Annotated in this window: 28 protein-coding genes; 6 read left to right on the top strand and 22 right to left on the bottom strand. The window is 73.7% G+C overall.

Annotation, left to right across the window (positions count from 1 at the left end; all coding sequences use genetic code 11):
- The 8 genes from ACIRSU_RS08765 to ACIRSU_RS08730 form a co-directional block, all read right to left on the bottom strand.
- Positions 1–1593 (bottom strand): FAD-dependent monooxygenase, encoded by a 1593-nt coding sequence (locus ACIRSU_RS08765; RefSeq protein WP_403790011.1) that lies wholly within the window; start codon positions 1591–1593, stop codon positions 1–3.
- Positions 1590–2282, bottom strand: a complete 693-nt coding sequence (locus ACIRSU_RS08760) for a TenA family protein (RefSeq protein WP_403790010.1) — start codon at positions 2280–2282, stop codon at positions 1590–1592. Before ACIRSU_RS08760 ends, ACIRSU_RS08765 begins: the two co-directional genes overlap by 4 nt.
- 104 nt (positions 2283–2386) lie before the next feature.
- Positions 2387–3238, bottom strand: a complete 852-nt coding sequence (locus ACIRSU_RS08755) for an NAD(P)H-binding protein (protein WP_403790009.1) — start codon at positions 3236–3238, stop codon at positions 2387–2389.
- Between the two features lie 19 nt (positions 3239–3257).
- On the bottom strand, positions 3258–4469 hold the full coding sequence (locus ACIRSU_RS08750; RefSeq protein WP_403790008.1) for an FAD-dependent monooxygenase: 1212 nt from the start codon (positions 4467–4469) through the stop codon (positions 3258–3260).
- Positions 4469–5326 (bottom strand): LLM class flavin-dependent oxidoreductase, encoded by an 858-nt coding sequence (locus tag ACIRSU_RS08745; protein WP_403790007.1) that lies wholly within the window; start codon positions 5324–5326, stop codon positions 4469–4471. Before ACIRSU_RS08745 ends, ACIRSU_RS08750 begins: the two co-directional genes overlap by 1 nt.
- Before the next feature lie 35 nt (positions 5327–5361).
- Complete coding sequence (locus ACIRSU_RS08740; protein WP_403790006.1) at positions 5362–6759, bottom strand: FAD-dependent oxidoreductase; 1398 nt, start codon at positions 6757–6759, stop codon at positions 5362–5364.
- A complete protein-coding gene (locus tag ACIRSU_RS08735; protein WP_403790005.1) occupies positions 6756–6986 on the bottom strand; it encodes a ferredoxin in 231 nt (76 codons plus the stop codon). Before ACIRSU_RS08735 ends, ACIRSU_RS08740 begins: the two co-directional genes overlap by 4 nt.
- Positions 6987–6991: 5 nt before the next feature.
- Positions 6992–8191 (bottom strand): cytochrome P450, encoded by a 1200-nt coding sequence (locus tag ACIRSU_RS08730; protein ID WP_403790004.1) that lies wholly within the window; start codon positions 8189–8191, stop codon positions 6992–6994.
- A 190-nt stretch (positions 8192–8381) separates the two neighbouring features.
- Here ACIRSU_RS08730 and ACIRSU_RS08725 point away from each other — a divergent pair, with 190 nt between their 5' ends.
- Genes ACIRSU_RS08725 through ACIRSU_RS08715 form a run of 3 tightly spaced genes read left to right on the top strand, consistent with a single transcriptional unit; the run spans position 8382 to position 11946 of the window.
- The gene (locus ACIRSU_RS08725; protein ID WP_403790003.1) at positions 8382–9410 is read left to right on the top strand and encodes a methyltransferase; all 1029 of its coding nucleotides are present in this window, start codon (positions 8382–8384) and stop codon (positions 9408–9410) included.
- Positions 9411–9451: 41 nt separating this feature from the next.
- Positions 9452–10939: an MFS transporter gene (locus ACIRSU_RS08720; RefSeq protein WP_403790002.1), complete on the top strand. Its 1488-nt coding sequence runs from the start codon at positions 9452–9454 to the stop codon at positions 10937–10939.
- Positions 10936–11946, top strand: a complete 1011-nt coding sequence (locus tag ACIRSU_RS08715) for a methyltransferase (protein ID WP_403790001.1) — start codon at positions 10936–10938, stop codon at positions 11944–11946. The genes ACIRSU_RS08720 and ACIRSU_RS08715 overlap by 4 nt, the downstream gene beginning before the upstream one ends.
- A gap of 84 nt (positions 11947–12030) precedes the next feature.
- Here ACIRSU_RS08715 and ACIRSU_RS08710 read toward each other — a convergent pair whose 3' ends face one another.
- A complete protein-coding gene (locus ACIRSU_RS08710; protein WP_403790000.1) occupies positions 12031–13047 on the bottom strand; it encodes a methyltransferase in 1017 nt (338 codons plus the stop codon).
- A gap of 239 nt (positions 13048–13286) precedes the next feature.
- Between ACIRSU_RS08710 and ACIRSU_RS08705 the strand changes: the two genes are divergently transcribed.
- Positions 13287–14894 carry an FAD-dependent monooxygenase gene (locus ACIRSU_RS08705; RefSeq protein WP_403789999.1) on the top strand — a complete coding sequence of 536 codons (1608 nt, stop codon included), beginning with the start codon at positions 13287–13289 and terminating at the stop codon, positions 14892–14894.
- Positions 14895–14955: 61 nt separating this feature from the next.
- Here the strand turns inward: ACIRSU_RS08705 and ACIRSU_RS08700 are convergent, their stop codons facing one another.
- On the bottom strand, positions 14956–15813 hold the full coding sequence (locus ACIRSU_RS08700) for an LLM class flavin-dependent oxidoreductase (RefSeq protein ID WP_403789998.1): 858 nt from the start codon (positions 15811–15813) through the stop codon (positions 14956–14958).
- Between the two features lie 25 nt (positions 15814–15838).
- Positions 15839–17014: a nucleotide disphospho-sugar-binding domain-containing protein gene (locus tag ACIRSU_RS08695; RefSeq protein WP_403789997.1), complete on the bottom strand. Its 1176-nt coding sequence runs from the start codon at positions 17012–17014 to the stop codon at positions 15839–15841.
- 173 nt (positions 17015–17187) lie between these two features.
- Between ACIRSU_RS08695 and ACIRSU_RS08690 the strand changes: the two genes are divergently transcribed.
- Entirely contained in the window at positions 17188–17925 is a 738-nt protein-coding gene (locus ACIRSU_RS08690; protein ID WP_403789996.1) for an SDR family NAD(P)-dependent oxidoreductase, read from the top strand.
- A 21-nt stretch (positions 17926–17946) separates the two neighbouring features.
- On the opposite strand, the gene ACIRSU_RS08685 is transcribed toward ACIRSU_RS08690, so the two are convergent.
- The gene (locus ACIRSU_RS08685; RefSeq protein WP_403789995.1) at positions 17947–18282 is read right to left on the bottom strand and encodes an antibiotic biosynthesis monooxygenase family protein; all 336 of its coding nucleotides are present in this window, start codon (positions 18280–18282) and stop codon (positions 17947–17949) included.
- A gap of 169 nt (positions 18283–18451) precedes the next feature.
- Here ACIRSU_RS08685 and ACIRSU_RS08680 point away from each other — a divergent pair, with 169 nt between their 5' ends.
- Positions 18452–20059, top strand: coding sequence for an FAD-dependent monooxygenase (locus ACIRSU_RS08680; protein WP_403789994.1), 1608 nt, complete (start codon positions 18452–18454; stop codon positions 20057–20059).
- Positions 20060–20143: 84 nt separating this feature from the next.
- Here ACIRSU_RS08680 and ACIRSU_RS08675 read toward each other — a convergent pair whose 3' ends face one another.
- From ACIRSU_RS08675 to ACIRSU_RS08630, 10 genes are all read right to left on the bottom strand, one after another.
- Positions 20144–21004: an NAD(P)-dependent oxidoreductase gene (locus tag ACIRSU_RS08675; RefSeq protein ID WP_403789993.1), complete on the bottom strand. Its 861-nt coding sequence runs from the start codon at positions 21002–21004 to the stop codon at positions 20144–20146.
- 109 nt (positions 21005–21113) lie between these two features.
- Complete coding sequence (locus ACIRSU_RS08670) at positions 21114–21422, bottom strand: antibiotic biosynthesis monooxygenase family protein (protein WP_403789992.1); 309 nt, start codon at positions 21420–21422, stop codon at positions 21114–21116.
- The gene (locus ACIRSU_RS08665; RefSeq protein ID WP_403789991.1) at positions 21415–21735 is read right to left on the bottom strand and encodes an antibiotic biosynthesis monooxygenase family protein; all 321 of its coding nucleotides are present in this window, start codon (positions 21733–21735) and stop codon (positions 21415–21417) included. Before ACIRSU_RS08665 ends, ACIRSU_RS08670 begins: the two co-directional genes overlap by 8 nt.
- Positions 21735–22487, bottom strand: a complete 753-nt coding sequence (locus ACIRSU_RS08660) for an SDR family NAD(P)-dependent oxidoreductase (RefSeq protein WP_403789990.1) — start codon at positions 22485–22487, stop codon at positions 21735–21737. The genes ACIRSU_RS08665 and ACIRSU_RS08660 overlap by 1 nt, the downstream gene beginning before the upstream one ends.
- Before the next feature lie 33 nt (positions 22488–22520).
- On the bottom strand, positions 22521–22982 hold the full coding sequence (locus ACIRSU_RS08655; protein WP_403789989.1) for an anthrone oxygenase family protein: 462 nt from the start codon (positions 22980–22982) through the stop codon (positions 22521–22523).
- Positions 22979–23440 carry an SRPBCC family protein gene (locus ACIRSU_RS08650; RefSeq protein ID WP_403789988.1) on the bottom strand — a complete coding sequence of 154 codons (462 nt, stop codon included), beginning with the start codon at positions 23438–23440 and terminating at the stop codon, positions 22979–22981. The genes ACIRSU_RS08655 and ACIRSU_RS08650 overlap by 4 nt, the downstream gene beginning before the upstream one ends.
- A gap of 18 nt (positions 23441–23458) precedes the next feature.
- Positions 23459–24682: a ketosynthase chain-length factor gene (locus ACIRSU_RS08645; RefSeq protein ID WP_403789987.1), complete on the bottom strand. Its 1224-nt coding sequence runs from the start codon at positions 24680–24682 to the stop codon at positions 23459–23461.
- A gap of 2 nt (positions 24683–24684) precedes the next feature.
- On the bottom strand, positions 24685–25974 hold the full coding sequence (locus ACIRSU_RS08640; protein WP_403789986.1) for a beta-ketoacyl-[acyl-carrier-protein] synthase family protein: 1290 nt from the start codon (positions 25972–25974) through the stop codon (positions 24685–24687).
- Complete coding sequence (locus ACIRSU_RS08635) at positions 25971–26417, bottom strand: cupin domain-containing protein (protein WP_403789985.1); 447 nt, start codon at positions 26415–26417, stop codon at positions 25971–25973. The genes ACIRSU_RS08640 and ACIRSU_RS08635 overlap by 4 nt, the downstream gene beginning before the upstream one ends.
- A complete protein-coding gene (locus ACIRSU_RS08630) occupies positions 26414–26749 on the bottom strand; it encodes a TcmI family type II polyketide cyclase (protein WP_403789984.1) in 336 nt (111 codons plus the stop codon). Before ACIRSU_RS08630 ends, ACIRSU_RS08635 begins: the two co-directional genes overlap by 4 nt.
- Positions 26750–26840 lie beyond the last annotated feature (91 nt).

Below are 26840 nucleotides of genomic sequence, written 5' to 3'. Positions count from 1 at the left end.
TCAGGCGGTGACGGAGAGGACCTGCCGGAGCGCGTCGGTGAGCGCCGCCGCCGGGTCGGCGGGAAGCTCCTCGCCGCGCCAGGCGACGTAGCCGTCGGGGCGGACCAGGACCGCACCGCCCTGGCCGAGGCGGTAACGGGTCGCCCACTCGGACTCGACGTCGGTCAGCTCGGCGCCGGAGGCGGCCGGGCCGACCCGGTAGGCCCGCACGGGCACCGAGGCGCGCGCCGCGGCCTCGGCCGCCGCGCCCTTCCACTCGTCGCCGGAGGGACCGGTGAGGAGCACGAACGCGTCGTGGAACAGGTCGTGCGCGCCGATGCGGCGGCCGTCGTGGTCGAGCCACAGGTGCGGCGCGCGGGTGCCGGGCCTGGCGTACTGGTCGACCTGCTCGCCGATGACGCCGCTGTGCTCCGCGCCGATCATCGCCGAGGAGCGGTACCGCTGGGCCAGGATGCACAGCGTCGGCTCCAGCGGGTCCTCCTGCGGGGTGGGCCCGAAGCGCGACTCCTGGCTGCGCACGGTGAGGTCGGCCAGCTCCACGGCGACGGCGCGCCGCTCGTCCTCGTAGCTGTCCAGCAGGCCGTCGCCGGCCTGTCCCTTGATCACCGCGGCGAGCTTCCAGGCCAGGTTGTGGGCGTCCTGCACCGCCGAGTTGGCGCCCAGCGCGCCCGCCGGCGGCCAGACGTGCGCGGCGTCGCCGACGAGGAAGACGCGGCCGGCGCGGTAGCGGTCGGCGACCCCGACCGCCTCCTCCCAGGAGGACTTGTCGATGACCTCGACCGGAGCGTCCCGGCCGATCAGGGCCTGGGCCGCCGCGACGCACCGCTCCAGGGTGTAGTCCTCGGGAGACTCCTCGGCGGGGTCGTAGGTGAGCGCGACGCCCCAGTGGTCCGGCAGGGCGTGGGTGACGAAGCCGCCGGCGACGCCGTTGCCGCCGATGATCCAGAACAGCGCGGTCTTCTCGATCAGGTCCGACAGGTCGGCCTTGATGACGAAGGAGACGTAGGAGCGGATCGTGCCGCGCCCGGTCCGCGCGATGCCGAGGCCGTCGCGGATGGTGCCGCGGTAGCCGTCGCAGGCCACCAGGTACCCGGCGCGCACGGTGCGGCGCTCGCCCGTGCCGCGGTCCTCGATCACGGCCGTGACGCCGTCCGCGTCCTGCTCCACCGAGACGCACTGGGTGTGGTGCCGGATCTCGGCGCCGTTGGCGCGGGCGCGCTTCGCGAGGACGGGCTCCACGGTGCTCTGGTCGGCCATGCCGAACTCGCCGGCGGTGAACTCGGGCAGCGCGCGCGGGGAGTCCTGCGCCATGATCCAGTGCCACTCGGAGCTGAGGTTCTCGCAGCGGACGACGCCCGAGTCGGCGTCGAAGGGGCGGCCGGCCTCCTTGATCTCCGCTTCCAGGCCGAGCGGCCGGTAGATCTCCATCGTACGGGGGTTGATGCCGCGGGCGCGCCCCTGGACCGCCACACCGGCGTGCCGGTCGACGAGCAGCGACCTCACTCCGTGGTGCGAGAGGAAGAGCGAGGTCGCCAGCCCGGCATAGCCGCCGCCGACGATCAGGACGGGCACGGTCTCGTCGTACGGGGTCACTTCATGAATTCCTTTCCGATGTGGTGTCGGCCCGGTTCCGCGGCCGCCAGGGCCGCTTCGCAGAAGGCGAGCTCGTAGCGCGCCCCGTGCAGGAAACCGTCCGCCAGGAGGGTGAGTTCGGCCTCGGACGCGGTGGCGGCGAAGTCGTCGACGAGCGCGAGGTACGCCTCGACGTAGTCGTCGAAGCCGTCTCCCGGGCAGTACTGGGCGATCCAGTCCGTGTAGCGCGTGCCCGGCACCTGGCGCCGCCGCAGCTCGACGCAGACCTGTTGGTGGAACCAGGTCATCGGCAGCAGACCGCCCATCGCCGCGGCGAAGGAGCCGGTCGAGACCGCGGTGAGGAAGGAGGTGTGGGCGAGCGTGGCCGCGCTGATGGCGTGGGCCGGTTCCAGGTGCGGGAACCGGTCGGCCAGCGTGTCGAGTTCGCGTGACATCCGGTCGAGGGACTCGAAGGTCGCGCCGGCGGCGCCCGCCAGGAGCGCCCCCTGTTCGGGGCGCTGCGCGGCGGCGGCCGTACGGGCGAGGGCGCGCGCGTAGGCGGGAACGGTGAAGCGGAAGTCCTGCTCGGCGAAGTACCGGAGGGCCTGGGGCGGCAGGGTGCCGTCGCACAGGCCCGTCCAGAAGGGGTGTGCGCGCACCTGCCCGAGGAGCGGCTCGGCACGCGTCCACAACCGCTGACGTAACGTCATGCTTCTCGTCCCCCTCCTGCCCCCGTCGGGCGAGTTCTACCAGGTGTGGATCCCCTCGAAACTCGACCACGTCGATCGAGAACGGCTTGAGTCCCGCCGGAGCGTCATCCCGTCTCGAACAGGTGCTTGTGGCGCGCCAGCCAGGCGTCGAAACCGTTCGGTTCCCGTCCGGTCAGGTTCCGTACGGTGGGCAGCGGGAGGCCGCCTCTGCGCGGGTCGGGGTCGGCCTGGGCGTCGAGCAGTCCGGCGGCGAACCCGGCCGGCAGGCCGCCCGCCGCCATCGCCTCGGCGGCGGCCTCGCGGGGCGCCTCGACGTAGGTCAGCGGGCGGCCGAGGAGTGCGGCGACGCGGGCCGCCTGCTGGGGCGCGGTCAGCGCCTCGGGCCCGGTGAGCCGGTGGACCTTTCCGCCGTGCCCGTCGGTGGTCAGGCAGACCACGGCCGCGGCGGCCACGTCCGCCGGGTCGACCACGGCGCGCGGAATCCGCCCGTACGTCTGGTACACGGTCCCTTCGGCGGTGATCGAGGCGCGCCACTGCAGCACGTTCGACATGAAGGCGGTGGGGCGCAGCGCGGTGAACTCGGCGCCGGTACGGGCGAACGCCTGCTCGGCCTGCGCGTGGGCGCGGCCGTACGAGCCGAGGGCGGGCTCGTCCGCGGCGACCGAGGAGAGCTTCACGACCCGGCCGACCCGGCACCGGCGCACCTCGTCGGCGACCACCGCCTCCTGTGCGGCGGCGTCGGGCCCGGCGGACAGCACGAAGACCGCCTCGGCTCCGTCCAGCGCGGCCCGTACGGTCTCCGGCCGTCCGAGGTCCCCGACGGCCACCTCGACGCCGGGCCCGAAGCGGACCCGGCCCGGATCCCGTACGAACGCCCGGACGGGCCGGCCGTCGGCGCGCAGCCCGGCGACCACTTCGCGCCCGACGGTTCCGCCGGCGCCGATCACGACGAACACGTCGATTCCTCTCGCTGCGTCATGTCGCTTCCTTGAGGGGGGCCGTGTCGAGGGCCGGGGGGTGCCAGTCGCCGACGGCGGCCAGGCCCTGTTGGCTCGCGGTGGGCGGGGTGCGGCGGAGGCGGGCGTTGCGGCGCAGGATGCGCCAGCGGTTCTCGGTGAGCTTGAACTCGCCCATGCGGCGGCTGGCTTCGACGATGCCCTGGGAGCGCGGCCGGCGCTGCTCGTCGTAGTGGGCGAGGGCCGTCGGGACGTCGGGCTCGGCGGCGAGCGCGGCGCACAGGACGGCCGCGTCCTCCAGGGCCTGGCAGGCGCCCTGGCCGAGGTCGGAGGTCATGGCGTGGGCGGCGTCGCCCAGCATCGCGACCCGTCCGGAGACGTACGAGGGCAGCGGCCGGGCCAGCTCGTAGACGTCGTGGCGCAGGACGCGGTCCGCCGGGGTGGCGGCGATCAGCTCGGGCACCGGGTGGTGCCAGCGTCCGAACCGGCGTCGAACTTCGGCGTGTTCGTCGGCGAAGCGCAGCCCCTCCGGGGTGTTGGCGACGGCGAACCAGTAGACGCGGTCGCCGCCGAGCGGCATGCGGCCGAACTCCAGGCCGCGGCCCCAGCTGCTGCCGCCGGGCTCGGCGGAGCTGTCGACGCCCTCGGCGATGCCGCGCCACACGCTGTGGCCGCTGTACACGGGCGGCGGGACCTGCGGCCACAGCGCGCGCCGGATCCGGCTGAACGCGCCGTCGGCGGCGACGACCAGGTCGGCGTGCACGGTCCGCTCGCCGACGGGCGTGCGGTGGACGACCGCCGCGCCGCCCTGGAGGTCGACGACGCCGGTGACCTCGGCACCGGTGCACAGGGCGCGGTCCGGGAGGGCCGCGCGGAGCACGGCGTGCAGCTCCGGGCGGGTCAGCACGATCAGGGAGAGGCCGTGCGCGCGGAGGAACGCCGGGTCGGCGGGTGGCTGCAGGCGGCGCCCGGTGGCGAGGCGCAGGCCTTCGCCGCCGGGGGCCATGGTCGCCGCGCGTTGCCGTACGTCGTCGCCGACGCCGAGCAGGTCGAGCGCGCGCTGGGCGTTGGTGAGCAGTGAGATGCCCGCACCGGTCTCGCGCGGTTCGGGGGCGCGTTCGAGAACGGTCACCCGCCACCCGGTCCGGTGCAGGCCGACGGCGGCGGCCAGGCCGCCGATCCCGCCGCCCACCACGACGGCGCTGCGCCCGGTGCCGGGCATCCGCGCCATCAGCGCAGGACCGCTTCGGCGAGCAGGTCGAGGTGGCCGGGGTCGGCCGTGACCGACAGCAGGAACAGTTCGTCGCAGCCGGCCGCCGCGTAGCCGTCGGCGACCGCGCGGAGCGTCCCGGCCTCGGTGATGGCGCCCTTCGCCAGGTGCTCGGCGAGCTGCCCCATGTAGCCGTAGTACGAGAGCATGTGCGCGCGGGCGTCTTCCGCGCCGTTCGGGCCGAGCGCGGCGTAGCAGTTGGCGCCCATCCGGGGGGCGCCCTCGCGGCCCTCCTCGGCCCAGAGCTTGCGGAAGCCCTCGACCTGCTCGGCGTACCGCTGGGGCGGGCCGCCGGGCGAGATCCAGCCGATGGTGTGGCGGGCGGCGCGGCGCAGGCCGGCTGGGGAGTGGCCGCCGCCCCACAGCGGGATGTCGCCGTGGACGGGGCGGGGTCCGACGCCGGCGTGGGGTCCCTCTCCCGCCCAGATCTGCCGCATCTCCTCGATCGTGGTGTCCAGGCGGCGGCCTCGGGTGTGGAAGTCGGTGCCGGTGGCGGCGTAGTCGTCCTCGCGCATGCCGGCGGAGACACCGACGACCAGGCGGCCGTCGGAGATCCGGTCGAGGCTGGCGAGCTGCTTGCCGAGCTCGACGGCGCTGGGCCGGTAGGCGGGCAGCAGGATGGCGGTGACCAGCTTGATCCGGGTGGTGACCGCGGCGGCGGCGGACAGGGCGACGATGCTGTCGTAACTGTCGTACACCACGCGGTCGGTGACGGTCAGGCTGCTGAAGCCGAGGCGGTCGGCCCGGCGGGCGAACTCGATCAACCGGTCGCCCTCGGCGCCGGGCACGCCGATCGGCAGGCAAACGCCGATGTCCACGGTGGTTCCTCCTCGGGTGGCGGTACGTGGGTGGGTCAGTCCTCGTCGCGGTCTCCGCCGCGACGGGTGTGCATGGCGTCGGCCATCCGCCGCTTCACGGACGGGATGCGGGACGCGACATGGAGCTGGGCGCGCAGGGCCGCGAGGGCGAGCCGGCCGAGGTACGGCCGGTGGATCGGCTGGTCGCCGCCGGTCTGGGCCCGGGAGGCGAGGACGGCCTCGAAGCCGTAGTCGATCATTCGGGTCTCGTAGGCGCGGACGGCGTCGTGCAGGCTGCTGCGGCCGTCCCGGAAGTCGATGAGCCTGCGGGTCAGGAGGGCGGCGTCGCGCAGCGCGGTGTTGGCGCCGACGCCCTGACCGGGCGTCATGGTGTGGATGGCGTCGCCGATGAGGGTGATGTTGCCGGTGGGCCACTGGGGCACGGGCACGGAGGTGCGGATGTTGATGGGGAAGCAGGTGCTCGGGTCGGCGAGCCGGAACAGCTCCCGCAGGTTCGGGTGCCAGTCCGCGGTCATCTGCCGGACGAGGTCGATCAGTTGGCGGCCGTCGCGCTTGAGCACGTCGGGCGGGAACTTGTCGGTGGACGCCCAGAAGCCCCAGTTGACGTAGTCGCGGGTGTTGTCGAAGAGCAGGCCGGGCCACTGCCGGACCAGGTCGGCGTCGTTGCCGCCGATGCCGTTCTTGAGCCGCCCGTCCCGGTCCCACGGGAACTCCATGGTGTGCAGGATGCAGCTGTACCCGTGGGGCGCGAGGACCAGGCCGATGCCGTCGGCGACGGCCTCCGGGAGCAGGGCGCGGGACTCGGGAGTGAGCGGGAGCTTGGCGGCGACGGAGATGATGCCGGCGTCCTCGACCCGGGCGTGCGGCAGGTACTGCTTGCGTACGCGGGAGCCGACGCCGTCCGCCGCCACCAGCAGGTCACCGGTGTCCTCGCCGCCCTCCGCGAAGTACGCGGTGACCCTGCCGTCGGGGCGCTGCTCGTAATGGGTGAACGTCCGGCCGAACCGGATGACGTCCTCCATGCCGGTGAACAGCACCTGGCGCAGCGTCATCCGGCTGACGGAGCGTTCGCCGCTCTCCTCGTCCACGGCGGGGCGCAGCGGCAGGTCGATGCTGGTGCGCAGCCGCTCGGTGAGCATGACGAAGTGGCGCGGCGGCCGGGCGCAGGTGGCCTTGAACGTCTCGTGCAGCTCGGGCGGCAGCAGCTGCTTGAGGGCCGCGCTCCCGTCGGGCCCGATCCCGACGCGATAGCCGTGCAGGCCGGCGCTTCGGGTCCGGTCCCGCTCGTAGACGACGACGTCGAACCCGGCCCGCCGCAACCCGTGCGCCAGCGCCATGCCGCCGGTGCCGGCGCCGATGACGATGACGCGGAGGGGAGCGGCGGCAGGTGTCTCGCCGGCGGCGGCCTCGGCGTGCAGCGGTTCGCTGGTCATGGGGTGGTGTCGCCCTCCTCGGAGGTGAGGCCCTCGACCTGGATGGAGCGGGTCGGGCAGCCTCGCCAGGCGCGTCGCAGTTCGTCGCGCAGGGTGTCCGGGGGCCGCCCGTCCAGGACCAGGACGCGGCCCTCCTCGTCCTGGTCGAACACCTGCGGCAGCCGGTAGACGCACAGGCTGCTGGTCACACAGGTCTCCCGGTCGGCGGAGACACGCAGGGAGCCCATCGCCGTCACCAGCTCACGGGGATCTCGGTGTAGCCGGCCAGGAAGCCGCCCTCCGGGCGCTTCAGCTCCTCGCCGGGCACCGCGAGCCGCAGCCCGGGCAGGCGGCGCAGCAGGCCCTCGGTGGCCTCCTGGAGTTCCATCCGGGCCAGCGCGGCGCCGGCGCAGAAGTGGATGCCCGCGCCGAAGGTCAGGTGGTGGTTCTCGGTGCGGCGGATGTCCAGGTCGAGCGGGTTCTCGAACTCGTCGGCGTCCATGTTGGCCTCCTGGGAGAGCAGCACCGTGGAGCCCTTGGGGATGACCGTGGTGCCGTCGAGCAGCTCGATGTCCTCGACGGCGTAGCGCAGCGTGCCCAGCGAGGTGCCCATGATCTGGTAGCGCAGCAGTTCCTCCACGGCCGACGGCACCAGCGACAGGTCCGCCTTCAGCTCGGCGGCCACCTCGGGCCGGTGCAGCAGCACGGCCATGCCGGTGCCGAGCTGGGAGGCGGTGGTGACGTAGCCGGCGATCAGCAGGGTCTTCACCCAGTGCTGGAGCTGGTAGTCGGTCAGCTTCGTGGGGTCCTCGCGGCTGATCTCGATCAGCTCGCTGATCAGGTCGTCGCCCGGGCTCTCGCGCTTGGCGTCGATCAGCTCGGTCAGGTAGTCCCAGTACTGCCGCCGGCACTCCTCGACCTCGTCCTCGGGCAGCCGGGAGACGGACAGGAAGCCGTCGATGAGGCGGCGGAACTTGGCCCGGTCCTGCGGCGGCACGCCCAGCATGTGGCAGATCACCAGGATCGGCAGCGGGTAGGCGAACGCCTCCATCAGGTCGACCGGCTGCGGCGCCGCGGTCATCTCGTCGAGGAGCTGCCCGACGATCTCCTTGACCACCACGCGCAGCGCCTCGATCCGGCGCGCGCTGAACGCCCGCATGACGACGGCGCGTTCGGTCAGATAGCGGGGCGGGTCGTTGTCGATCCGGGGATCCCCGAACAGGTCGTTGCTGGCGGAGACGCGGGAGGCCCGGCCGAAGGTGTTGCGGCTGAGCCGCTCGTCGGCGAAGAGCCGCCGTACGTCCTTGTACCGGGTGACCAGCAGCGCGGGTTCGCCGCTGGGCAGTGTGATCTCGAGGAGCGGCTGCTCGCGCAGCGTCGTCCAGCCCTCCGGTATGTCGGGGGCGGGGGCCCATGGAAGGGGATACCCGACGGGGCACCGGTCGCCGCTCATGTCTGAACCGCCCTCTCCTTGCGCGCACTGCTCGGACCGGGCCAGCGTGCGCATCCGTCCTGGGGATCCGCTCGAAGCCCGGTCGAACGCCGCGGCCGCGCCACGGCCCGGCGCGGGTTCGAGCGAGACTCCATCGGGCACTGCGACATTCCCCCCGGTACACCTCCGTACGGAACCCAGAGGGAGAGCAATGAGCAGTCAGATCCCGACGCAGCCGGCGACCGCGGCGGAGTACCTGCCGCTGGCCTTCGGATTCGCCCTCCACCAGATCGGCGCGACCGTGAGCAGCCTCGGTGTCCTCGCCGCGGTGCAGGACGGCCCGCGCACCGCCGAGGAGCTGATCGAGACCACCGGTGCCCACCCGCGCAGTCTGCGCCGGCTGCTGTACGCGGCCGTCCGGGCGGGGGTGCTCTCGCTGGACGCCGACGGGTACCGGGCGACGCCGGTCGCCGAGCACTTCGGGCCGCTGTCCGACATGCACGCGGCGGCGCCGGTGTGGCGGGCCTGGGAGGTGCTCGAGGAGTCGGTGCGCACCGGGCGCTCGGCGTTCGAGATCGCCAACGGCGCCCCACTGTTCGACTACTTCGAGAAGGACGGCGAGCTGGCGGCGACCTTCCACGCCGCGATGACCGGCGGCAGCGACGTGCAGTCCCCGGCGATCGTGCGGCACTTCGACTTCACCCGGTTCCGCCACGTGGTGGACGTGGGCGGCGGCCGCGGCACCCTGCTCTCGGCCGTCCTGGCGGCCAACCCGGAGCTGCGCGGCACCGTCTTCGACACCGACAACGGACTGGCGGAGACGGCGGGCGTGCTCGCGGAGGCCGGTCTTTCGGAGCGCTGCGGCATCAGCGAGGGTTCGTTCTTCGACTCGGTGCCCGCGGGCGGTGACCTGTACCTGCTGAAGAACATCCTGCACGACTGGAACGACGAGGAGAGCGTGCGCATCCTCCGCAACATCCGCGAGGTGCTGCCCGCCGACGGCCGCGTGGTGGTGTTCAGTTCGGTGCTGCCCGAGAACGGCGCGGACACGGATCCGGCCGACGCGCTCGGCGCCGCCATCTCCGACATCGAGATGCTGGTGATGACCACCGGCCGGGAGCGGACGCTGGAGGAGTACCGCCGGGTGTTCGAGGCGGCCGGTCTGGAGCTCACCGCGACCGTCCCGCTGCCGTGCCCCTACCAGTACCACGCGCTGGAGGCCGCCCCGGCCGCGTCCTGACCTCCGCCCGCGCCCCCGCAAGCCCCCACCGAGAGATCCGCATGACGACTTCATCCGACTCCGTGACCCTGGCCGATCCGAGCGCCCTCGACCCGGCCCGCTGGCGGGCCGCGGTCTTCGTCCTGGTCGCGATGGCGCTGGACCTGATCGACACCTCCATCGTGGTGGTGGCCCTGCCCGGCCTCCAGCGGCAGCTGCACGCCGGCGGGGCGACCCTGCAGTGGGTGGTGGAGGCGTACACCCTCACGTTCGCGCTCAGCCTGGTGACGGCGGGCCGGATCGGCGACCTCGTCGGGCGCAAGCGCGTGCTGCTGACCGGGATCGTGGTGTTCGTGCTGGCGTCGCTGAGCTGCGGCGTCGCGCCGGACGCGGGCGTCCTGATCGTCTCACGGGCGTTCCAGGGCTTCGGGGGCGCGCTCGTGGTCACCCAGGGGATGTCGACCTTTCAGGTGTCGTTCCCCGACCATGAACGCGCCCGGGTCTTCGGGCTGTTCGGCGCGCTGTCCGGGCTGTCCTCGGCGCTCGGACCGATGCTCGGCGGCCTGCTGATCAACGCCGACCTGTTCGGTCTCTCGTGGCGGCCGATCTTCCTGATCAACCTGCCGGTGGGGCTCGTCGCGCTGGCGGGCGTGGCCGTCTGCGTCCGCGACTCGCGGGCCCCCGTGGCCAGGCGCCTTGACCTCACGGGGGTACTGCTGCTGACCGCGGCCCTGCTCGCGGTGCTGTTCCCGCTGGTGCAGGGGCGCGAACTGGGCTGGCCCGTCTGGTCGTTCGTGCTGATGGCCGGCTCGGTCCCGCTCGCCGTGGGGTTCGCGCTCCACGAGCGGGCCAAGGAGCGACGGGACGGCTTCGCGCTGGTGCCGCCCGCGCTCTTCGAACGGCGGACCTTCACCGTGGGCCTCGCGCTGCTCACGGTGTTCTTCGCCGCGGTGGCCGGTTTCTTCTTCCCGTTCACCTACTACCTGCAGAACGGCCTGGGCTTCTCGCCGTCCGAAGCCGGCCTGGCGGTGATGCCGTACGCCCTCGGCGCCATGACCACCTCCGCGGTCTCCCCGCTGGCCGCCCGGCGCTTCGGCCGGGTGGTGCTGGCCGTCGGCATCGCCGTGATGACGGCCGGCACGCTCGCGCTCCTGCTGACGGTCCGGCACCTCGGCTCCTCCGCCGGCACCTGGCAGCTCGCGCCGTGGCTGCTTGTCACGGGCCTCGGCATGGGCGTGGTGGCTTCTCCCCTGGTCCAGCTGGTGCTGTCCGGGGTGCCCGAACGGGACGCCGGCGCGGCGTCCGGCGTCCTCAACACCGTCAACCAGCTGGGCTCGGCGGCCGGTGTCGCCGTACTGGGCGTGCTGTTCTTCGGCCTGCTCGCCGGCCACCGCGGCTTCTCCGTCTCCTTCTCCCAGGTGCTCTGGTACGAGACGGGGCTGCTCGCCGCGGCCTTCCTGCTGGTGTTCCTGCTCCCCGCTCGCGCCGCGCGCCAGGCGCCGGAGGAATCCGGGCCACAGGCCCGCCCACACGAAGGAGACCCGGCATGACAGCAACCGCTTGGGACACCGGCACGGCGGCCGGCATCCTCCGGCTCGGCAATCGGTTCTGCGACGCGAAGGCGCTGCTCACCGCGGTCCGTCTCGACCTGTTCACGGTCCTCGACGAGGGCCCGGCCGGCGCCGAGGAGCTGCGCGTGCGGCTCGGGCTGCACGGACGGGGCCTGACCGACTTCCTGGACCTGCTCACCGCGCTGGGGCTGCTGCACCGCGACGAGGAGCGCCGCTACCGCAACGCCGAGGGCGCCGCCCGCTACCTGGTCTCCGGCCGGCCCGGCGCCGTCGGCGGCTTCCTGCGCGGCTCGGACCTCAACCTGTACCCGGTGTACGGGCGACTGGCGGAGGCCCTGCGCACCGGCGAGCCGCAGGCGTACACCGACTACACGGGCATGCTCGACGACGCCGGGGCGACCGGGAACTTCGTACGGATGATGGACGGGCTCACCCAGGGCCTGGGCGCCCGGCTGACCGAGGCGTACGACTTCTCCGGCCACCGCTCGGTGCTCGACGTCGGCGGCTGCCGGGGCGGACTCCTCGGCCAGCTCCTCGCCGCACGGCCCGGCCTTGAAGGGCACGTCTTCGACCTGCCGCAGCTGGAGCCGTTCTTCCACGAGCACATGGCCGAACTGGGCCGCACCGGACAGGCGGTGTTCCACCCCGGCGACTTCTTCCGCGACCCGCTGCCCCCGGCCGACGTCCTGGTCCTCGGCCACATCCTGCACGACTGGGACCCCGCGCAGCGCCGCCACCTGCTGGGCAAGGCGTTCGACGCGGTCAGCCCCGGCGGGGCGGTCCTGATCTACGACCGGATGCTCGGCGAGCGGCAGGACGACACCGAGAACCTGGTGGCCAGCCTGAACATGCTGCTCGTCACCGACGGCGGCGCGGAGTACACCGTCGCGGAGCTGACCGCCGAGGCCCGCGACGCCGGGTTCACCGGGATCACCCATCGGCCGCTCGCCGCGTTCGACACCCTGGTCGTCGCCCGCAAGCCCTGACCGCCACGATCGCGTCCCTATGCGGCAGCGCCCCCGGAAACCTCCGGGGGCGCTGCGGTGTGCGCGGGCCGCTCCTGGCACCCGTCAGGCCTTGTGGCAGGCCACCAGGGTGTCGTAGTCGCCGAGCGGACGGACCTCCGTACGGGCGAAGCCGGCCTGCTCGGCGTAGCCGACGATCTCCGCGGCCGGGTACTCCGAGCCGCCGTCGGTGACGAGCAGCATGTCGAGGCTGATCACCAGGTTCTCGGCGTGCTCGGGCTCGTCGTCCAGCATCCGGTCGTAGACCAGCAGGGTGCCCCCGGGGTTGACCGCGTCGAACGCCTTGTGGATCAGCATGCTCCGCTGCCCGGGGTCCCAGTCGTGCAGGACGTGCCCGAGGATCACCACGTCGGCCGAGGGCAGCGGATCGGTGAAGAAGCTGCCGCCGTGGAACTCCAGCCTGCCGCCGAGGCCGAGGTCCGCGATCAGCTCCTTGGCGAAGGGCTCCATCTCGGGCAGGTCGAAGACGTGCCCGGCGAGGTGCGGCCGGGCCCGGACGATCTGCGAGGCGAGGTTGCCCCGGGCGCCGCCGACGTCGAGCACCGAGGCGTGACCGGACCAGTCGTACGCCTCGATCAGCTGGGCGCCGAGGACATTGGTGAAGGCGTCCATGCTGCCGATGAACTGGCGCAGGATCTCCGGATTCTGCGTCACCTCGTCGTAGTGGCTGCCCGACTGCTGCTGCCCGGTGCGCAGGGCCTCCTCCAGGCGGCCCCACGCCGGGTAGAGGTTGCGGCTGGAGCGCAGCAGGAAGCCGCCGATGTACTCGCCGGCGCCGCGCACCAGGTGCCGGTCGGCGCCGGCGGCGTTGCGGTAGCGGCCGCCTCGGCGCTCCAGGATCCGCAGCGCCACCAGCAGGTCGAGGAAGTCGCGCAGGCCGCGTCCGTGCAGCCCGAGCGCCTCCCTGATCCCGGCCTCGTCGGCCGATCCGCCCGGCGCGTTGTGCAAGTGGGTGAACAGGTCGAGTTCGACGGCGGTCAGCAGGGCCTTGGCGTCGCAGAACGCGTTGCCGAGGCGCAGGATCCCGGCGGCAGTGCCGACGTCCGGGGCCTTGGTCGTCATGGTGAGGACTCCTTCCTGGACGCCTGCCTGCCAGGCGCCGCACCTGTCGGCCTGAGACGCTGTCAGCAGGGCGTGGAGCGCCCCTCGAACCTCCCTGGAGACCCGGAGCGCCGCCCGCCGGCCCGAGGGCGCCCGACCGTGAGGCCAGGAATCCTCGAGGCGCCGCCGGTAACTCTTTCCTCCGGTCGCAGTGCGGCGGATCAACCCGGCACTGTTCGTCTGTTCATGAGGGGACACGCATGTATGACGTGAACATCCCTGTGCTGATCGTGGGAGCGGGGCCGGTCGGCCTCTCCACCGCCCTGTTCAGCGGGCGGCACGGGATCCGCACGATGGTGCTGGAGAAGCGCGACGGCACGTCGCTGCTGCCCCGCGCCCCGGGTCTCCAGGCGCGCACCCTGGAGCTGTTCCGGGCGGCCGGCGTCTCCGCCGACATCCGGGCGCTGGAGATGGGCGACTCGCACCCCTACTTCGAGGGCGGCATCATCCAGGTCGACACCTTCTCCGGGATCGACGACGCCGTGGTGCTCGAGTCGCCGTCGCTGGACGGCCCGACCGTCAGCCCGGAGCGGGTGATGGGCTGCGGCCAGGACCGGTACGAGAAGGTACTGGTGGAGAAGGCCCGGGAGTACGGCGCCGACGTCCGGTTCGCCACCCGGCTCGTGGAGTTCACCCAGGACGCGGACGGGGTGACCGCCGTCGCCGAGGAGAACGCCACCGGCCGGCGGTTCACCATCCGCGCCGACTACCTGGTGGGCGCGGACGGCGCGAACAGCAGCGTCCGCGGACACCTCGGGGTGGAGCGCGAGGGACGCGGCACGGTGTTCAACGCGCTCAGCATCTACTTCAAGGCGCCCGAGCTGGAGACCGTGCTCAAGGGCCGCAGGTTCATCCTCTGCTACGCGAACGTCGACGGCACCCTGATGGGGCTGTCCCGGCTGCACGGCTGCGACCCGTACCTGGCCGCGCCGATCTACCATCCCGAGCGCGGCGAGAAGCCGGAGGACTTCACCGACGAGCGCTGCGTCGAGATCGTCCGGACCGCGGCGGGCAAGGCGGACCTGGCGGTGGAGATCGTCGACAAGGTGCCGTGGCAGGGCGCCCAGCTGGTCGCGGAGCGGTTCCGCACGCAGCGGGTCTTCCTGGCCGGCGACGCCGCCCACCTGCACCCGCCCGCGGGCGGCTTCGGCGCCAACACGGGCATCCACGACGCCCACAACCTGGCCTGGAAGCTGGCGGCCGTGCTCAAGGGCTGGGCGGGCGACCCGCTGCTCGACAGCTACCACGACGAGCGGCACGCGGTGGGTTCGGCGATGGCCGCGCAGGCGATGGTCCGCAACCGCATCCGGCACGGCCACGCCACCGAGCAGGACCGCGCGGACATGGTGGACGACATCATCATCACGCTCGGCTACCGGTACACGTCGCCGTCGATCGTCAGCGACACCACCGGCCCGGTGCTCACGCCGCAGTTGCAGCTCACCGGAGAGCCCGGCACGCGAGCGCCGCACGTCTGGATCGAGCGCGACGGCGCCATCGTCTCCACGATCGACCTGTTCTGGGACGCGTACGTCCTGCTCACCGACGACGCCGGGTCCCCCTGGGCCGAGGCGGCCGTCGCGGCGGCCGAGCGGCTCGGCGTGCCGCTGCGGGTGCACCGCGTCGGCCCGGAGAGCGAGCTGCGGCCCAAGGACCGTGACTGGGCCGAGGCGTACGGGGTCGGGGCCGGCGGTGCGGTGCTGGTCCGCCCGGACGCCTTCGTCGCCTGGCGTGCCACCGGTCCGGGCGGCGCGGACGCCGAGCAGGTGCTCGACGACGTGCTGGGCAGGTCGGCCGGGCTCCGCTGACCGCGACCGCCGAAAGGGCCCGCTCCGGATCTTCCGGGGCGGGCCCTTTCGGCGGTCGCGGTCAGAACGCCGCGTCGGCCAGCAGCTCCACCTGTGCGAGATCCGCCGTGCAGGGCAGCAGGATCAGCTCGTCGCAGCCCGCCTCGGCGTAGGCCTGGGCGGCGTCGCGGACGCGCCGCGGATCGGTGAGGACGCCGGCGGCCGTCCGCTCGGCCTTCGGGCCGACGAACGAGTAGTAGCCGCGCAGGTAGTCACCGGCGACGCGGGCGGCGTCCGGGCCGAGGTGGGCGTAGAGGATGGCCACCATCCGCGGGCGCTCGGTGCGGCCCTCGTCGATCCAGGTCTGCCGCGCCTGGCGGACCAGTTCGGCGTACGCGGTGACGGAGTTGCCGCCCGCGATCCAGCCGGTGCCGAACCGCGCCGAGCGCAGCATCGCGCGCGGCGAGTGACCGCCCACCAGCAGCGGTACTCCCTCCGGGCGGACCGGGGCGGGGCCGATGCCGGGGACCTTGCCGCGGCCCGCCCAGATCTCCCGCAGTTCGGTGAGCGCGGCGTCCAGGCGTGCTCCGCGGTCCCGGTAGCCGGTGCCGGTGGCGGCGTAGTCGTCCTCCCGGCCGCCGGCGGCGACCCCGAGCACCAGCCGGCCGCCGGAGAGGGCGTCGATGGTGGCGGCCTGCTTGGCGAGCAGCGCGGTGTCGCCCCGGTAGGCCGCGATCAGGATGGTGGTCAGCAGTCTGATCCGCTCGGTGACGGCCGCCGCCGCCGCGAGCGAGACCAACGGCTCGAGGTTGGCGTACACCAGCCGGTCCAGCACCCCGAGGCTGGCGAAGCCGCACTCCTCCGCACGGCGGGCCCACTGCGGCAGCGTCCGGCCGTCGACGTCGGGGACGGTGGTGGGCAGACCCAGTCCGATCTCCAAGGCTCTCTCTCCTTCTGGTGTGCGCTCAGCGGACGGCTGCCGCCCGCGTGTCGGTGAGCCGTTCCAGCTCGGCGACGAGGTCGGTGGGGGCGGGCCGCTCCAGGTTGCGTTCGGCGAGGCGCCGGGCCGCGGCGCGCTCCCGGTCGGATGCGAGCAGGCGCCGGATCTCGCCGCGCAGCCGTTCGTGGCCGGCCTCGTCGCGGCTGAGCACCTCGCCGGTGCCGGTGGCCAGGACGCGCGCCGAGTGGCCGGCGTGGTCGGGGAGTTGGGGGACGAGCAGGAGGGGTACGCCGGCCTGGAGGCTCGTCAGTACGGTGCCGGCGCCGCCGTGCGCGACGACCAGGTCGGCGTCGCCGAGCAGCTGCCGCAGCGGGGTGTCCACGGCGACGGTGACGTCGGCCGGGAGGTCGCCGAGGAGCGGGAGCTGGTCGGCGGAGACGGCCAGCACCACGTCGGTGTCGGGGCCGTGGGCGGCCAGGGCCGCCTGAGGGGCGAGGAAGTGCGCCGGGGACAGCCGGGCCATGGTGTGGCCCCAGGTCACCACCACTCGGCGCCGGCCGGGCGGGGGCGGTGCGATCGGGGTGCCGGCGCCGGGCCCGTTGAACGGCACGTAGCGCATGGAGAGCCGCCGCAGGTCCGTCGGGAGCTGGAACTCGTCGGGGCACGGGTCGACGGTGAGGTCGCCGAACGGGTCGAAGGCGTCCACGCCGTTGCGTGCGGCGAGTGGCGCGAGCACGTCGGCCAGCAGGGGCCGCGCGCGCAGCATCAGGTCGGTGCCGTAGAGCAGCCGTACGGCCGGGACTCCGGCCGCGGCGGCGGCGATCGGACCGGCGAGGGCGGTGGGTTCGTACACCACCAGGTCGGCCCGCCAGTCGCGGGCCAGCGCGGTGAGGTCGTCGGCCATGGAGTCCGCGTGGGCGTGGAACATCCGCAGCGCGCGCGGGCCGCGCCCCTCGGGGCCGGCCGGCGCGGCCGGCGCGGGCAGGGTCCGCGACGGCAGCACATAGCCGCGGACCAGCCCCACCGCGTCCACGTCGTGCCCGACCGTCGCCGCGGGCAGCCCGGTCCGGACGGTCTCGTCGTGGATGCCGGGCTGGCCGGCGACCAGCACCTCGTGCCCGGCCGCCCGGCAGGCCCAGGCCATCGGGACCAGCCCGTACAGGTGCGAGGGCCACGCCCAGGTCGTGAACAGTACCCGCATCGATCCGCCCCACCCTCTCCGGAGGTTCAGCTGACGGTCCGGAAGGTCCCCCATCGGGCTCTCGGATGGATCGCGGGCCGCTCGAGCTGCCGTCCAGGAGTTCGCGAGAACGGCGCGGGAGGGTGGCCCGGCCCTGCACGGCCCGGGCATGACGGCAGCGGAAGGAGACTCGGATGGAACAGGGACTCGCGGGCAAGCGCGTACTCGTCACCGGTGGGACACGGGGCATCGGGAGGACGACGGCACTCGCGTTCGCCCGTGCGGGCGCGCGCGTGGTGGTGTGCTCGCGGACGGCCGGCGCGGACGCCGACTCGCTGGTGCGCGAACTGAAGGAGACCGGTGACGGGCATCTGGTGGTCCGGGCCGACGTGACCACCTCGGCGGGGGCGGCGGAGCTGGCCGAGCGGGCGCGGGAGTCGCTGGGCGGCCTGGACGCGCTGGTGAACAACGTCGGCGTGGACGGGCAGGTCTGGTTCGAGGAGCTGCCCGAGGACGAGTGGCACCGGGTGATGGACGCCAACGTCACCTCGGCGTACCTGGTCACGCAGGCGGCGCTGCCCCTGCTGGCCGACGGTGCGTCCGTGGTCAACGTGGGCTCGTCGGTGGCGCTGCGCGGCCGGGTCCGCGGGGTCCACTACACGGCGTCGAAGGCCGCGCTGATCGGCCTGACCCGGGCGCTCTGCAAGGAGCTGGGGCCGCGCGGCATTCGCGTCAACACCGTGGCGCCCGGCCTGACCGAGACCGAGCCGGGCGCCGGGCTGCCGCCGGAGGCGGTCACCCGCATCGTCGGCATGACCGCCCTCGGCCGGATCTGCCGCCCCGAGGACGTGGCCGGCGCGGTGCTGTTCCTGGCCGGCGACACCTCCGCGTACATCAGCGGGGTGACGCTGAACGTGGACGGCGGGGTGTAGATCCGGGGTCTTCGAGACCCCCTAGGCGGTGGCGGGCGCGGGGCGGAGGTCGTGGACGATCCGGGTGACGGTCATGGCGCCGCCCGTGCGCAGCGGAGCCAGCCGGCGCCGGTGGTCCACGTGCTCCGCGCTCCGCTCGAAGGCGCGGAAGCTCGCCTCGTCCGCCCAGTCCGTGAACACGTGGTAGACGGGCCGGTCCTGGTCCTCGTCGCGGACCAGGACCTGGCCCCGGTTGGCCGGCTGCCGGGCGATGATCGTGCCGATCTCCAGCCAGACCGCCTCGAACTCGGCCTCCCGGCCCGGGGCGATCTCCATCCGCAGGACCACCCGCACCGGCCCGCGCGCGTACTCGGTCATCTCCACGCTCCCCTCGACTCGTTCGCTGCTCAGGCGGGTCGTGGCGCTCGCCCGCGCCGCCAGGCTGCCCGGCCGGACTCGAATCGCGCTCGATGGGGCCCCTCTTGAGCCGTCCTCGACACCCCGTGCCGATCCTCGGGCCCCCGACGTCCCCGCAGAGGAGATCCGGATGACCGAGCAGCCGCAGGTTCCCGTACTGGTCGTCGGAGGCAGCCTGGTCGGGCTGTCGACGGCGCTCTTCCTGGCGAGGCGCGGCGTGGCCTGCGTGGTCCTCGAGCAGCGCGCGGGCCTGTCCGCCCATCCGCGTACCCGGGGCGTCAACCCGCGCTCGATGGAGCTGCTGCGCGCCGCCGGGCTCGAGGACGAGCTGCGCGCCCTGCCGTCCGCGCGGGCGCTGGCCCGCAACAGCGGGCTGCGGCTGGCGCGGTCGCTGGCCGGGCCGGAACTGGGCGCGTTCCAGGAGGAATACTACCGCGAGGTCGCCTCCGATCTCGGCGCGCTGTCGCCCACGAGCTGGTGTCTGTGCCATCAGAACGAGCTGGAGGGCGTGCTGCGCCGGGCCGCCGAACGGGCCGGGGCCGAGTTCCGCTTCGGCAGCGAGCTCGTGTCGTGCGCGCAGGACGCCGACGGGGTGACGGCTGTGGTGCGCGACGGCGCGGCCGGTGCGACGAGCCGGCTCCGGGCGCGCTATCTGGTCGCGGCCGACGGCGCCCGCAGCGGGCTGCGCCGCCGCCTTGGCATCCCGTTCGACGGGACGGGCGGTCTCGGCCGCTTCCTGGCGATCCACTTCCGCGCCGATCTCACGGAGGAGCTCGGCGAACGGCGGTTCGTCATGTGCTACACGTTCAACGACCGGGTACGCGGCGCGCTGATCCCGCTGGACAACGCGAGCGAATGGCGGCTGGACGTCATCCTCGGCCCCGACGACCCGGGCACGCCCGAGGAGGTGCTCGCCGCCTTCCCGCCCGAGCGGTGTGCCGCGCTGGTGCGGGCCGCCTCGGGCGTGCCGGATCTCGCCGTGCGGGTGCTTGGCGCCGTTCCGTGGGAGGCCGCCGCCAAGGTGGCGCGCCGGTTCCGGGCCGGCCGGGTCTTCCTCGCGGGCGACGCCGCCCACGTGATGCCGCCGAGCGGCGCCTTCGGCTCGAACTGCGGTGTGCAGGACGCCCACAACCTGGCGTGGAAGCTGGCCGCGGTGCTCGCCGGGCAGGCCTCCCCCGCTCTGCTCGACAGCTACGAGGCCGAACGCCGGCCGGTCGGTGCGGCCACCGTACGGCAGGCGGTGCTGCGCCAGCGGGACCGGCCGCGCGACGGTGGGCGCGGGGCACGGCGGGTGCTGCCGCCCGGTGTCGTGGACGACACCACCGTGTGGTTCGGCTGGCGCTACGCGGTGGGCGGCGACGTCTGGGTGACCGATCCGCGCGGCCTGCCGGGGACCCGCGCCCCGCACGTGACGTTGCTGCGTGACGGTGCGGAGTGCTCGACCCTGGACCTGTTCGGGGACGGCCCGGTGCTGCTGACGGGTGCCCGGCCGGGACCGTGGCCGGCGGCGGCCGCGGCGGCGGCGCGGCGCCTCGGCGTGCCGCTCCGGGTGCACGGCATCGGCGGCGGCGGGGCGTACGGGGACCGGGACGGCGGCTGGGCGAAGGCGTACGGCACGACGGACGCGGGGGCGGTGCTGGTCCGCCCGGACGGGGTGGTGGCCTGGCGGTCGGCCGGGATACCGGACGACGCCGAGGACGCCCTGCACGCCGCCCTCGCCCGGATGCTCCGCCGCTGACGCCCGCCCCGGCGGTCCGAGCGGGCGTGCCAGGCGTCGCCGGGAGGCGGGCAGGCGGGCAGGCGGGCGTGTGAACGACAGGCCCTAGGTGTGCTCGATCAGCACCGCGGCGTCGTGGTCGCCGTCCCCGGCCTCGACGACGGTGGCGAAGCGGGCCCGTACGGTGTCGAGCACGGGCATCGCGACACCGGCCCGCGCCGCGTCGGCGACGGCGAGGCGCAGGTCCTTCTCCATCAGCGCGGAGCGGAAGAACGCCGGCCGGTAGCTGCCCTTGCGCATCAGCTCGGCGCGGAACCGCAGGACCTCGGAGCTGAACCCGCTCCCGGCGACGGTCGCGAGCAGCCGGTCCCGGTCGAGGCCGGCCCGCTGGCCGTACGTCACGGCCTCGGCGAGCGCGGCGACCTGGGCGCCGAGCAGCAGGTTGAGGATCAGTTTGGCGGTGGCGGCGGCGCCCGGCGCGCCGAGCGGCACGACCTCGGAGCCGATGGTCTCCAGGACGGGCCGCACCGCCTCGATGTCGGCGTCGTCGCCGGAGACGAAGACTCGCAGCAGGCCCTCCCGGGCCTGCAGCGGGTTGCCGACGACGCACGCCTCGACCCGGCGCAGCCCGGCCTCGGCGAGCCGGGCCGCGCTGTGCCGGGCGTACTCCGGGGAGACCGTGGAGGTGTCGATGACGATGCTGCCGGGCTCGAGGGCGGCGACCACCTCGCCGAACAGCACCTTCTCGACGGCGGCCTCGTCGCTGAGGCTGAGCAGCACGGTGCGGACGCCTGCCACGGCCTCGGCGGGCGAGCCCGCGGCCACGGCGCCCTGGGCGAGGAGCGGTGCGGCCTTGTCCGCGGTCCTGTTGTGGACGGTCAGCCGGTATCCGGCCCCGAGCAGGCGGTGTGCCATGCCGCCGCCCATGCTGCCGAGTCCGATGAAGGCCAGAGTGGTGGGGCTCATCGTGCCGCCTTCCTTCGTGTTCCTTGGTGAGGGGGTTGCCGCGACAGGGGGCTGTCCCCGGCGCCAGGGGGAGGGGCGCCGGGGACAGCGGTCGCGGGGTGCGGGTCGTTCAGTAGGCCGCGTCGACCTCGTAGACCGCGAACGGCGTGCCGGTGCGGGTGTCCCGGTAGGGGCGCAGGGGCGCCGTGTCGTCGCGGTGTTCCGGACCGGCCTCCCAGTCCTGGAAGGCGGCCATGCTCGCCCAGCGGCTGACCACCACCAGCGAGCCGGGGTCGTGGAGCCGGAGGAGCAGTTCGTTGCCGAGCATTCCGGGCACCTCGGCGAGCCGTTCGCTGACCTGGTGGTAGGCGGTGCGTACGGCGGCCAGTTCGGCGTCGTCGCGGGCGAACTGGTACACCAGCACCCGCACCTCAGGCATCGGGGCTCGCCGCCGGTCCGGGGATGTGGGCGGTGACCTCCATGGTGTGGAAGGAGCCGCCGCTGCGGTACGGGTGCAGCCTGGCCCGGTGTTCCAGGTGGGCGGGGCTGTTCTCGAAGGCGCGGAAGCGCGGCTCGTCGAGCCAGTCGCTGACGATCCAGTAGACGTCGTCCACGGTGGTGTCCTTGCACAGCCACTGTCCGAGGTTGGCCGGGTGGCCGGTGACCGCGTCGGTGCCGCGGTGCCACTCGTCGACGAAGGCGTGCTCGGCGCCGGGCTTGAGCTCCATCCGCAGGGTGACCCGGAACGTCATCAGGAGATCCCCCCGTCGACGCTGACGGTGGACCCGGTGACGTACCGGGACAGGTCGCTGGCGAGCCAGAGGACGGCGCCGGCCACCTCGTCCGGGGTGCCGAGCCGGCCCAGCGCGGTCTTGGCGCTGTAGCGCTCGACCATCAGCTTCCGCTGGTCCTCGGGGAGCGCGTGCAGGTTCTCGGTCTCCACCACGCCGAGGGCGACGACGTTGAACCGGATGCCCTTGGCGCCGAACTCCTTGGCCAGCGACCGGTTGAGGCCGACCAGGGCCGCCTTCGTGGCGGTGTAGTGCGAGCGCAGCGGGATGCCGGCGTCCACCGCCTTGGAGCCGATGCTGATGACGGACGAGCCCGCGTGCAGCAGCGGAAGGGAGTGCTGGATCACGAGGTGGGCGGCGGTGACGTTGGTGGTGAAGATCCGCTGGAACTCCTCCACCGGCAGGTCGGCGTAGGGGACGTGGCTGATCGTGCCCGCGTTGTTGACGACCAGGTCGAGGCGGCCGTACGCCGCTCCGGCCTGCTCCACCAGGGAGGCGACCTCTTCGGGCCTGCTGAGGTCGGCGCGCAGGACGTGGTGGTCGCCGCCGGTCTCCTTCAGCTCTCGTTCCAGCGAACCGACGTGGTCGCTGGGCTGCCGGTAGCAGGTCACCACGTCGACGCCGGCCCGGGCCAGCGCGAGCACGATGCCCCGGCCGACGCCTCGGGTGCCGCCGGTGACGAGGGCCTTCTTTCCCTCCAGGGCCAGGTTCATGGTCTTCCTCCGTGAGGCTGGGCGGTGGGTGCGTCAGAGCAGGACGGACAGTGCGCCGCAGTTGGCGGCGAAGGCGAGGATGGCGAGCGCGCTGCGCCGCCGGTTCCAGGGGCCCCAGACGGGGCGCGGGTCGACCTCGTCGAAGTTCTCCGGGAGCCGGCCGGGGTCGACGCCCTGGATCCAGCGGTTGATGGGGACGTTCTTGACGAGCGAGATGGTGACGGTGGCGGCGGCGAGCAGCGCGGCGGTCAGGTACAGCAGCCGGGCCGCGGGCGGCCGGCCGCCGACGGCCAGCACCAGGTCGCCGACGAGTGTGCCGAGCAGGCAGATCGGCATCGCCGGGTCGTAGCGGGTGGCGAAGAAGGCGTGCGCGTGGACGTAGCGGTCGGGCGGCAGGGCGGCGAGCAGGGGCCAGCCGCCGAGCTGGGTGCCGAGCAGGACCCCCGCGCCCAGGCCGTTGAGGAGCACCACCAGGGGTGCGAGGACTGCGGTCACCGCGGCTCCCGGCGGGCCGCGGCCTCGACCTTCTCCTTGATCAGCTTCATCTGGACGGCGGTGTTGCGGTTGAGGTGCTCCGTCATGCCCGCGTCGTCCACGGGGGCCTGCGGCTTCATGTGGAAGTCCTGGATCCAGCGCATCCGCACCGCGCCGTCCTCTTCGGTGTACTCCCAGCGGATGTCCATGAACTCGAACGGGCCGGTCTCCACCCGGTACGCCTCGACCGTGCGGCTCTTCGGGTCGGGGGTGCGGCGCGAGACCCAGCTCCACACGGTGCCGTTCTCGTCGGGGTGCATGGTGAGCCGGAAGGTGACGGTGGCGCCGTCGCGCTCCAGCACCTCGGCGGCGGCGTACTCGCTGAACAGGTTCGGCCAGTTCTCCAGGTCGTTGGTGATCTCCCAGACGGTCTCCAGGGGTGCGTCGATGAGGATCGAGTTGTCGGTGTGGCCTGCCATGGGTGCGCCAACCTTTCGTCAACGTCCGAGGACGACAGCTGAGTTGAAGCCGCCGTGGCCGCGGGCCAGGACCAGGGCACGGCGCAGCGGTGTGGTGCGGGGTTCGCCGGTGACCAGGTCGAGGTCGCAGCCGGGGGCGAGCTGCTCGACGCCGGCGGTGTGCGGGACGACGCCGTCGCGCAGCGCGAGCAGCGCGGTGACCACGTCCAGCGGCGCGCCGCCGCCGTACAGCCGGCCGGTGAGCACCTTGGGCGCCGTGACGGGTACGGCCCGCGGGCCGAACACCGCGCTGATCGCCCGGGCCTCGGCGAGGTCCTCGGCGGGCGTGCCGGCGCCGTCGGCGAAGACGACGTCGATGTCACCGGGGCTGAGGGAGGCGTCCGCGAGCGCCGCCTCGATGGTGCGCCGCAGGGCCGGGGGGCGGTCGGAGCCGGGGGCCGGGTCGAAGCCGGCGGCGTAGCCGAGCACGGTGCCGTACCGCTGTCCGGCACCCCGTTCGGTGGCTCCGGCGTCGCTCTCGAGCACCAGGATCGCGCCGCCCTCGCCGGGCAGGTAGCCGGCGGCCGAGCGGTCGAACGGCAGGTAGGCGCGGGCCGGGTCGGTGACGGTGGAGAGCCTGCCGGTGGACAGCTGCGCGCTCAGTCCGTACGGGCACAGGGAGGCGTCGGTGCCGCCGGTGAGCACCAGCCGGGCGCCGCGCCGGGTGAGCCGGCGGGCCTGGCCGACGGCGTCGAGTCCGCCGGCCTGCTCGCCGCAGAGCACGCCGCAGGGGCCGCGCATCTTGTGCCGGATGGACAGCTGTCCGGTGGTCGCGGCGTAGAACCAGGCGATGGACTGGTAGGCGCCGACCCACGAGGGCTCGTGCTGGTAGAGCGCCTCCATCTCGTGCTGGCCGAACTCGGTGCCGCCGGAGGAGCTGGCGGTGACCACGGCCATCTCGTACTCGGGCAGCGTGGCGGGGTCGGCCCCGGCGTCGGCCAGGGCGGCCTCGGCGGCGGCGAGGGCGAGGTGGGTCCAGTGGTCGGTCTCGCGGGCGACCCGGCTGGGCACCGAGTCGGCGGCGCTGAAACCGCTCACCTGGCCGGCGAGCCGTACCGGGTAGGGCGTGGGGTCGAACCGGGAGATCCGGTCGATGCCGGACTTCCCTGCCAGCACGGCGGCCCAGTGGGCCTCCACGCCGAGCCCGGTCGGCGCGGTGACGCCGATGCCGGTGATCACCGGCGGGCGGTGCCCGTTGGACATGGTCAGCTCCTCCCGTGGGCGACCGCCCCGGGCCGCGCCAGGACCATCGCGCTCTGGAACCCGCCGAAGCCGCTGCCGACCGTCAGCACCACGTCGGTGCGGTGCTCGCGGGCGGTGCGCGGGACGTAGTCCAGGTCGCACGTCGGGTCGGGGTTCTCCAGGTTGGCGGTCGGCGGTACCACCTGCCGGTCGAGCACGAGCGCGCAGGCGGCCACCTCGATGGAGCCGATGGCGCCCAGCGAGTGCCCGATCATCGACTTGATCGAGCTGACCGGGACGCGGTACGCGTGGTCCCCGAGGGCCCGTTTGAAGGCGGCGGTCTCGTGCCGGTCGTTCTGTTTGGTGCCGGAGCCGTGGGCGTTGACGTAGCCGACCGCCGTCGGATCCAGGCGGGCCTGGTCGAGGGCGATGCCGATGGCCTCCGCCATCTCGCGGCCGTCCGGCTTCAGGCCGGTCATGTGGTGCGCGTTGCTGCGCCCAGCGCTGCCGACGATCTCGCCGTAGACATGGGCGCCGCGCGCCTCGGCGGCCGTCTTCTCCTCCAGCACCAGGACGGCGGAGCCCTCGCCGAGCACGAACCCGGCGCGGTCGCGGTCGAACGGCCGGGAGGCGTGCTCCGGGTCGTCGTTGCGGGCGGTGGTGGCCCGGATGGCGTCGAAGCAGGCCGCGCTGATCGGGGAGATGGGTGCGTCGGTGGCACCGGCCAGCGCCACGTCGGCGCTGCCCTCCTCGATCAGCTGGACGGCGTGCGCCACGGCGTCGATGCCGGAGGTGCAGCCGGTGGAGACGAGGGAGACCGGGCCCTCCGCGCCGGCGGCCCAGGCCACCTCGACCGCGAGGGTGGAGGGCACCATGTAGCCGTACAGGTGCGGAACGCCGTACTCGTGGTCGACCAGCCAGTTGCGGCCCTGGTCGCTGAGGACGGTGTACTCCTCCTCCAGGCCCATGGTGCAGCCGACGGCGCTGCCGAGGCCGACCGCGATCCGCTCGGGGCGTACGGCGGTCAGGTCGAGTCCGCTGTCGGCGATGGCCTCGCGGGCGGACACCACGGCGAACTGGGCGGCGCGGTCCATGCGCCGGATCTCCCTGGCGGTCAGACCGGCGCCGGCCGGGTCGAAGTCCACCTCGGCGGCGACCTGGGAGCGGAACTTGGCGGGGTCGAAGAGGCTGAGCCGCCGGGTCGCGGTGCGGCCCTCGGTGAGCAGCTGCCAGAACGCCTCCCTGCCGACGCCGCCGGGCGCCACCACGCCGATGCCGGTGATCACCGCCCGGCGCTCACCGCCGCCGCTCACGTGCCGCCACCCACCCGCGGGTTGGCCGCCTCCGGGTGCTGGACGCCTTCGGTGTCGACGTGCCCGAGCTCGGGGCGCGGCGCCAGCGGGGACAGGTGGAAGACGCACCTGGCCGTGCCGGTGCCGGTGTTCACCAGGCGGTGGCGCACGCCGATCGGGACCAGCAGGGAGTCCCCGGCCGTCAGCCGCACCGGCCGGCCGTCCAGGGTCATCTCCAGTTCACCGGTGGTGACGTGGAGGAACTCCTCGGAGTACGGGTGGTAGTGCTCGGTGATGTGGTCGCCGGGTACCAGGGTGAGCGTGCCGCCGAAGCCGGAGGTGCAGCCGACGGTCTTCGGGCTGAGGGTCACCCGGATGTCGCCGCCGCGCCTGGTGTTGGGCTCCACCTCTCCGGCGGAGACCTTCACCGTACGGGTGCCGGCGGTGCGGTCGGTGTCGGTCACTGGATCCGCCCCTCATCCTTGGTCCACACGTAGAACGGGGTCGCCATGGCGTCCTTGGGCTCCTTCCAGTCCGGGTCGTACGGGCTCACGCAGGCCGCGAGACGGGTGTTGATGTCCTGGTAGAGCGGGTGGCTGCGGGCCTTGTAGAGGTCCGGCGAGATGTCCTGGTCCGCCTCGACCAGGTGGAAGTACAGGTCGTGGAAGCGGAACAGGGTGCGTCGGGAGACACCGACCAGGTGGGGCAGCTCGGTCGCGTCGGAGTCACCGAAGATGCTCGCGATGTCATCGGCCTTGCCCGGCTTCAGCCGGGCGACGATCAGGGTGCGGTGCACTGCTGTCCTCCTGCGGATAGGGTGCCGACACCGACACGCCAGACTGTCCCCGGGCAACCTGGAGACCGGCTCAAGTACGCGTCCAGACAAC

The sequence above is a fragment of the Streptomyces sp. NPDC101160 genome, from assembly GCF_044768205.1.
Classification (GTDB): Bacteria; Actinomycetota; Actinomycetes; order Streptomycetales; family Streptomycetaceae; genus Streptomyces.
Note: the sequence above shows the minus strand (reverse complement) of the source record. Positions and strands in the feature narration are given on the sequence as shown.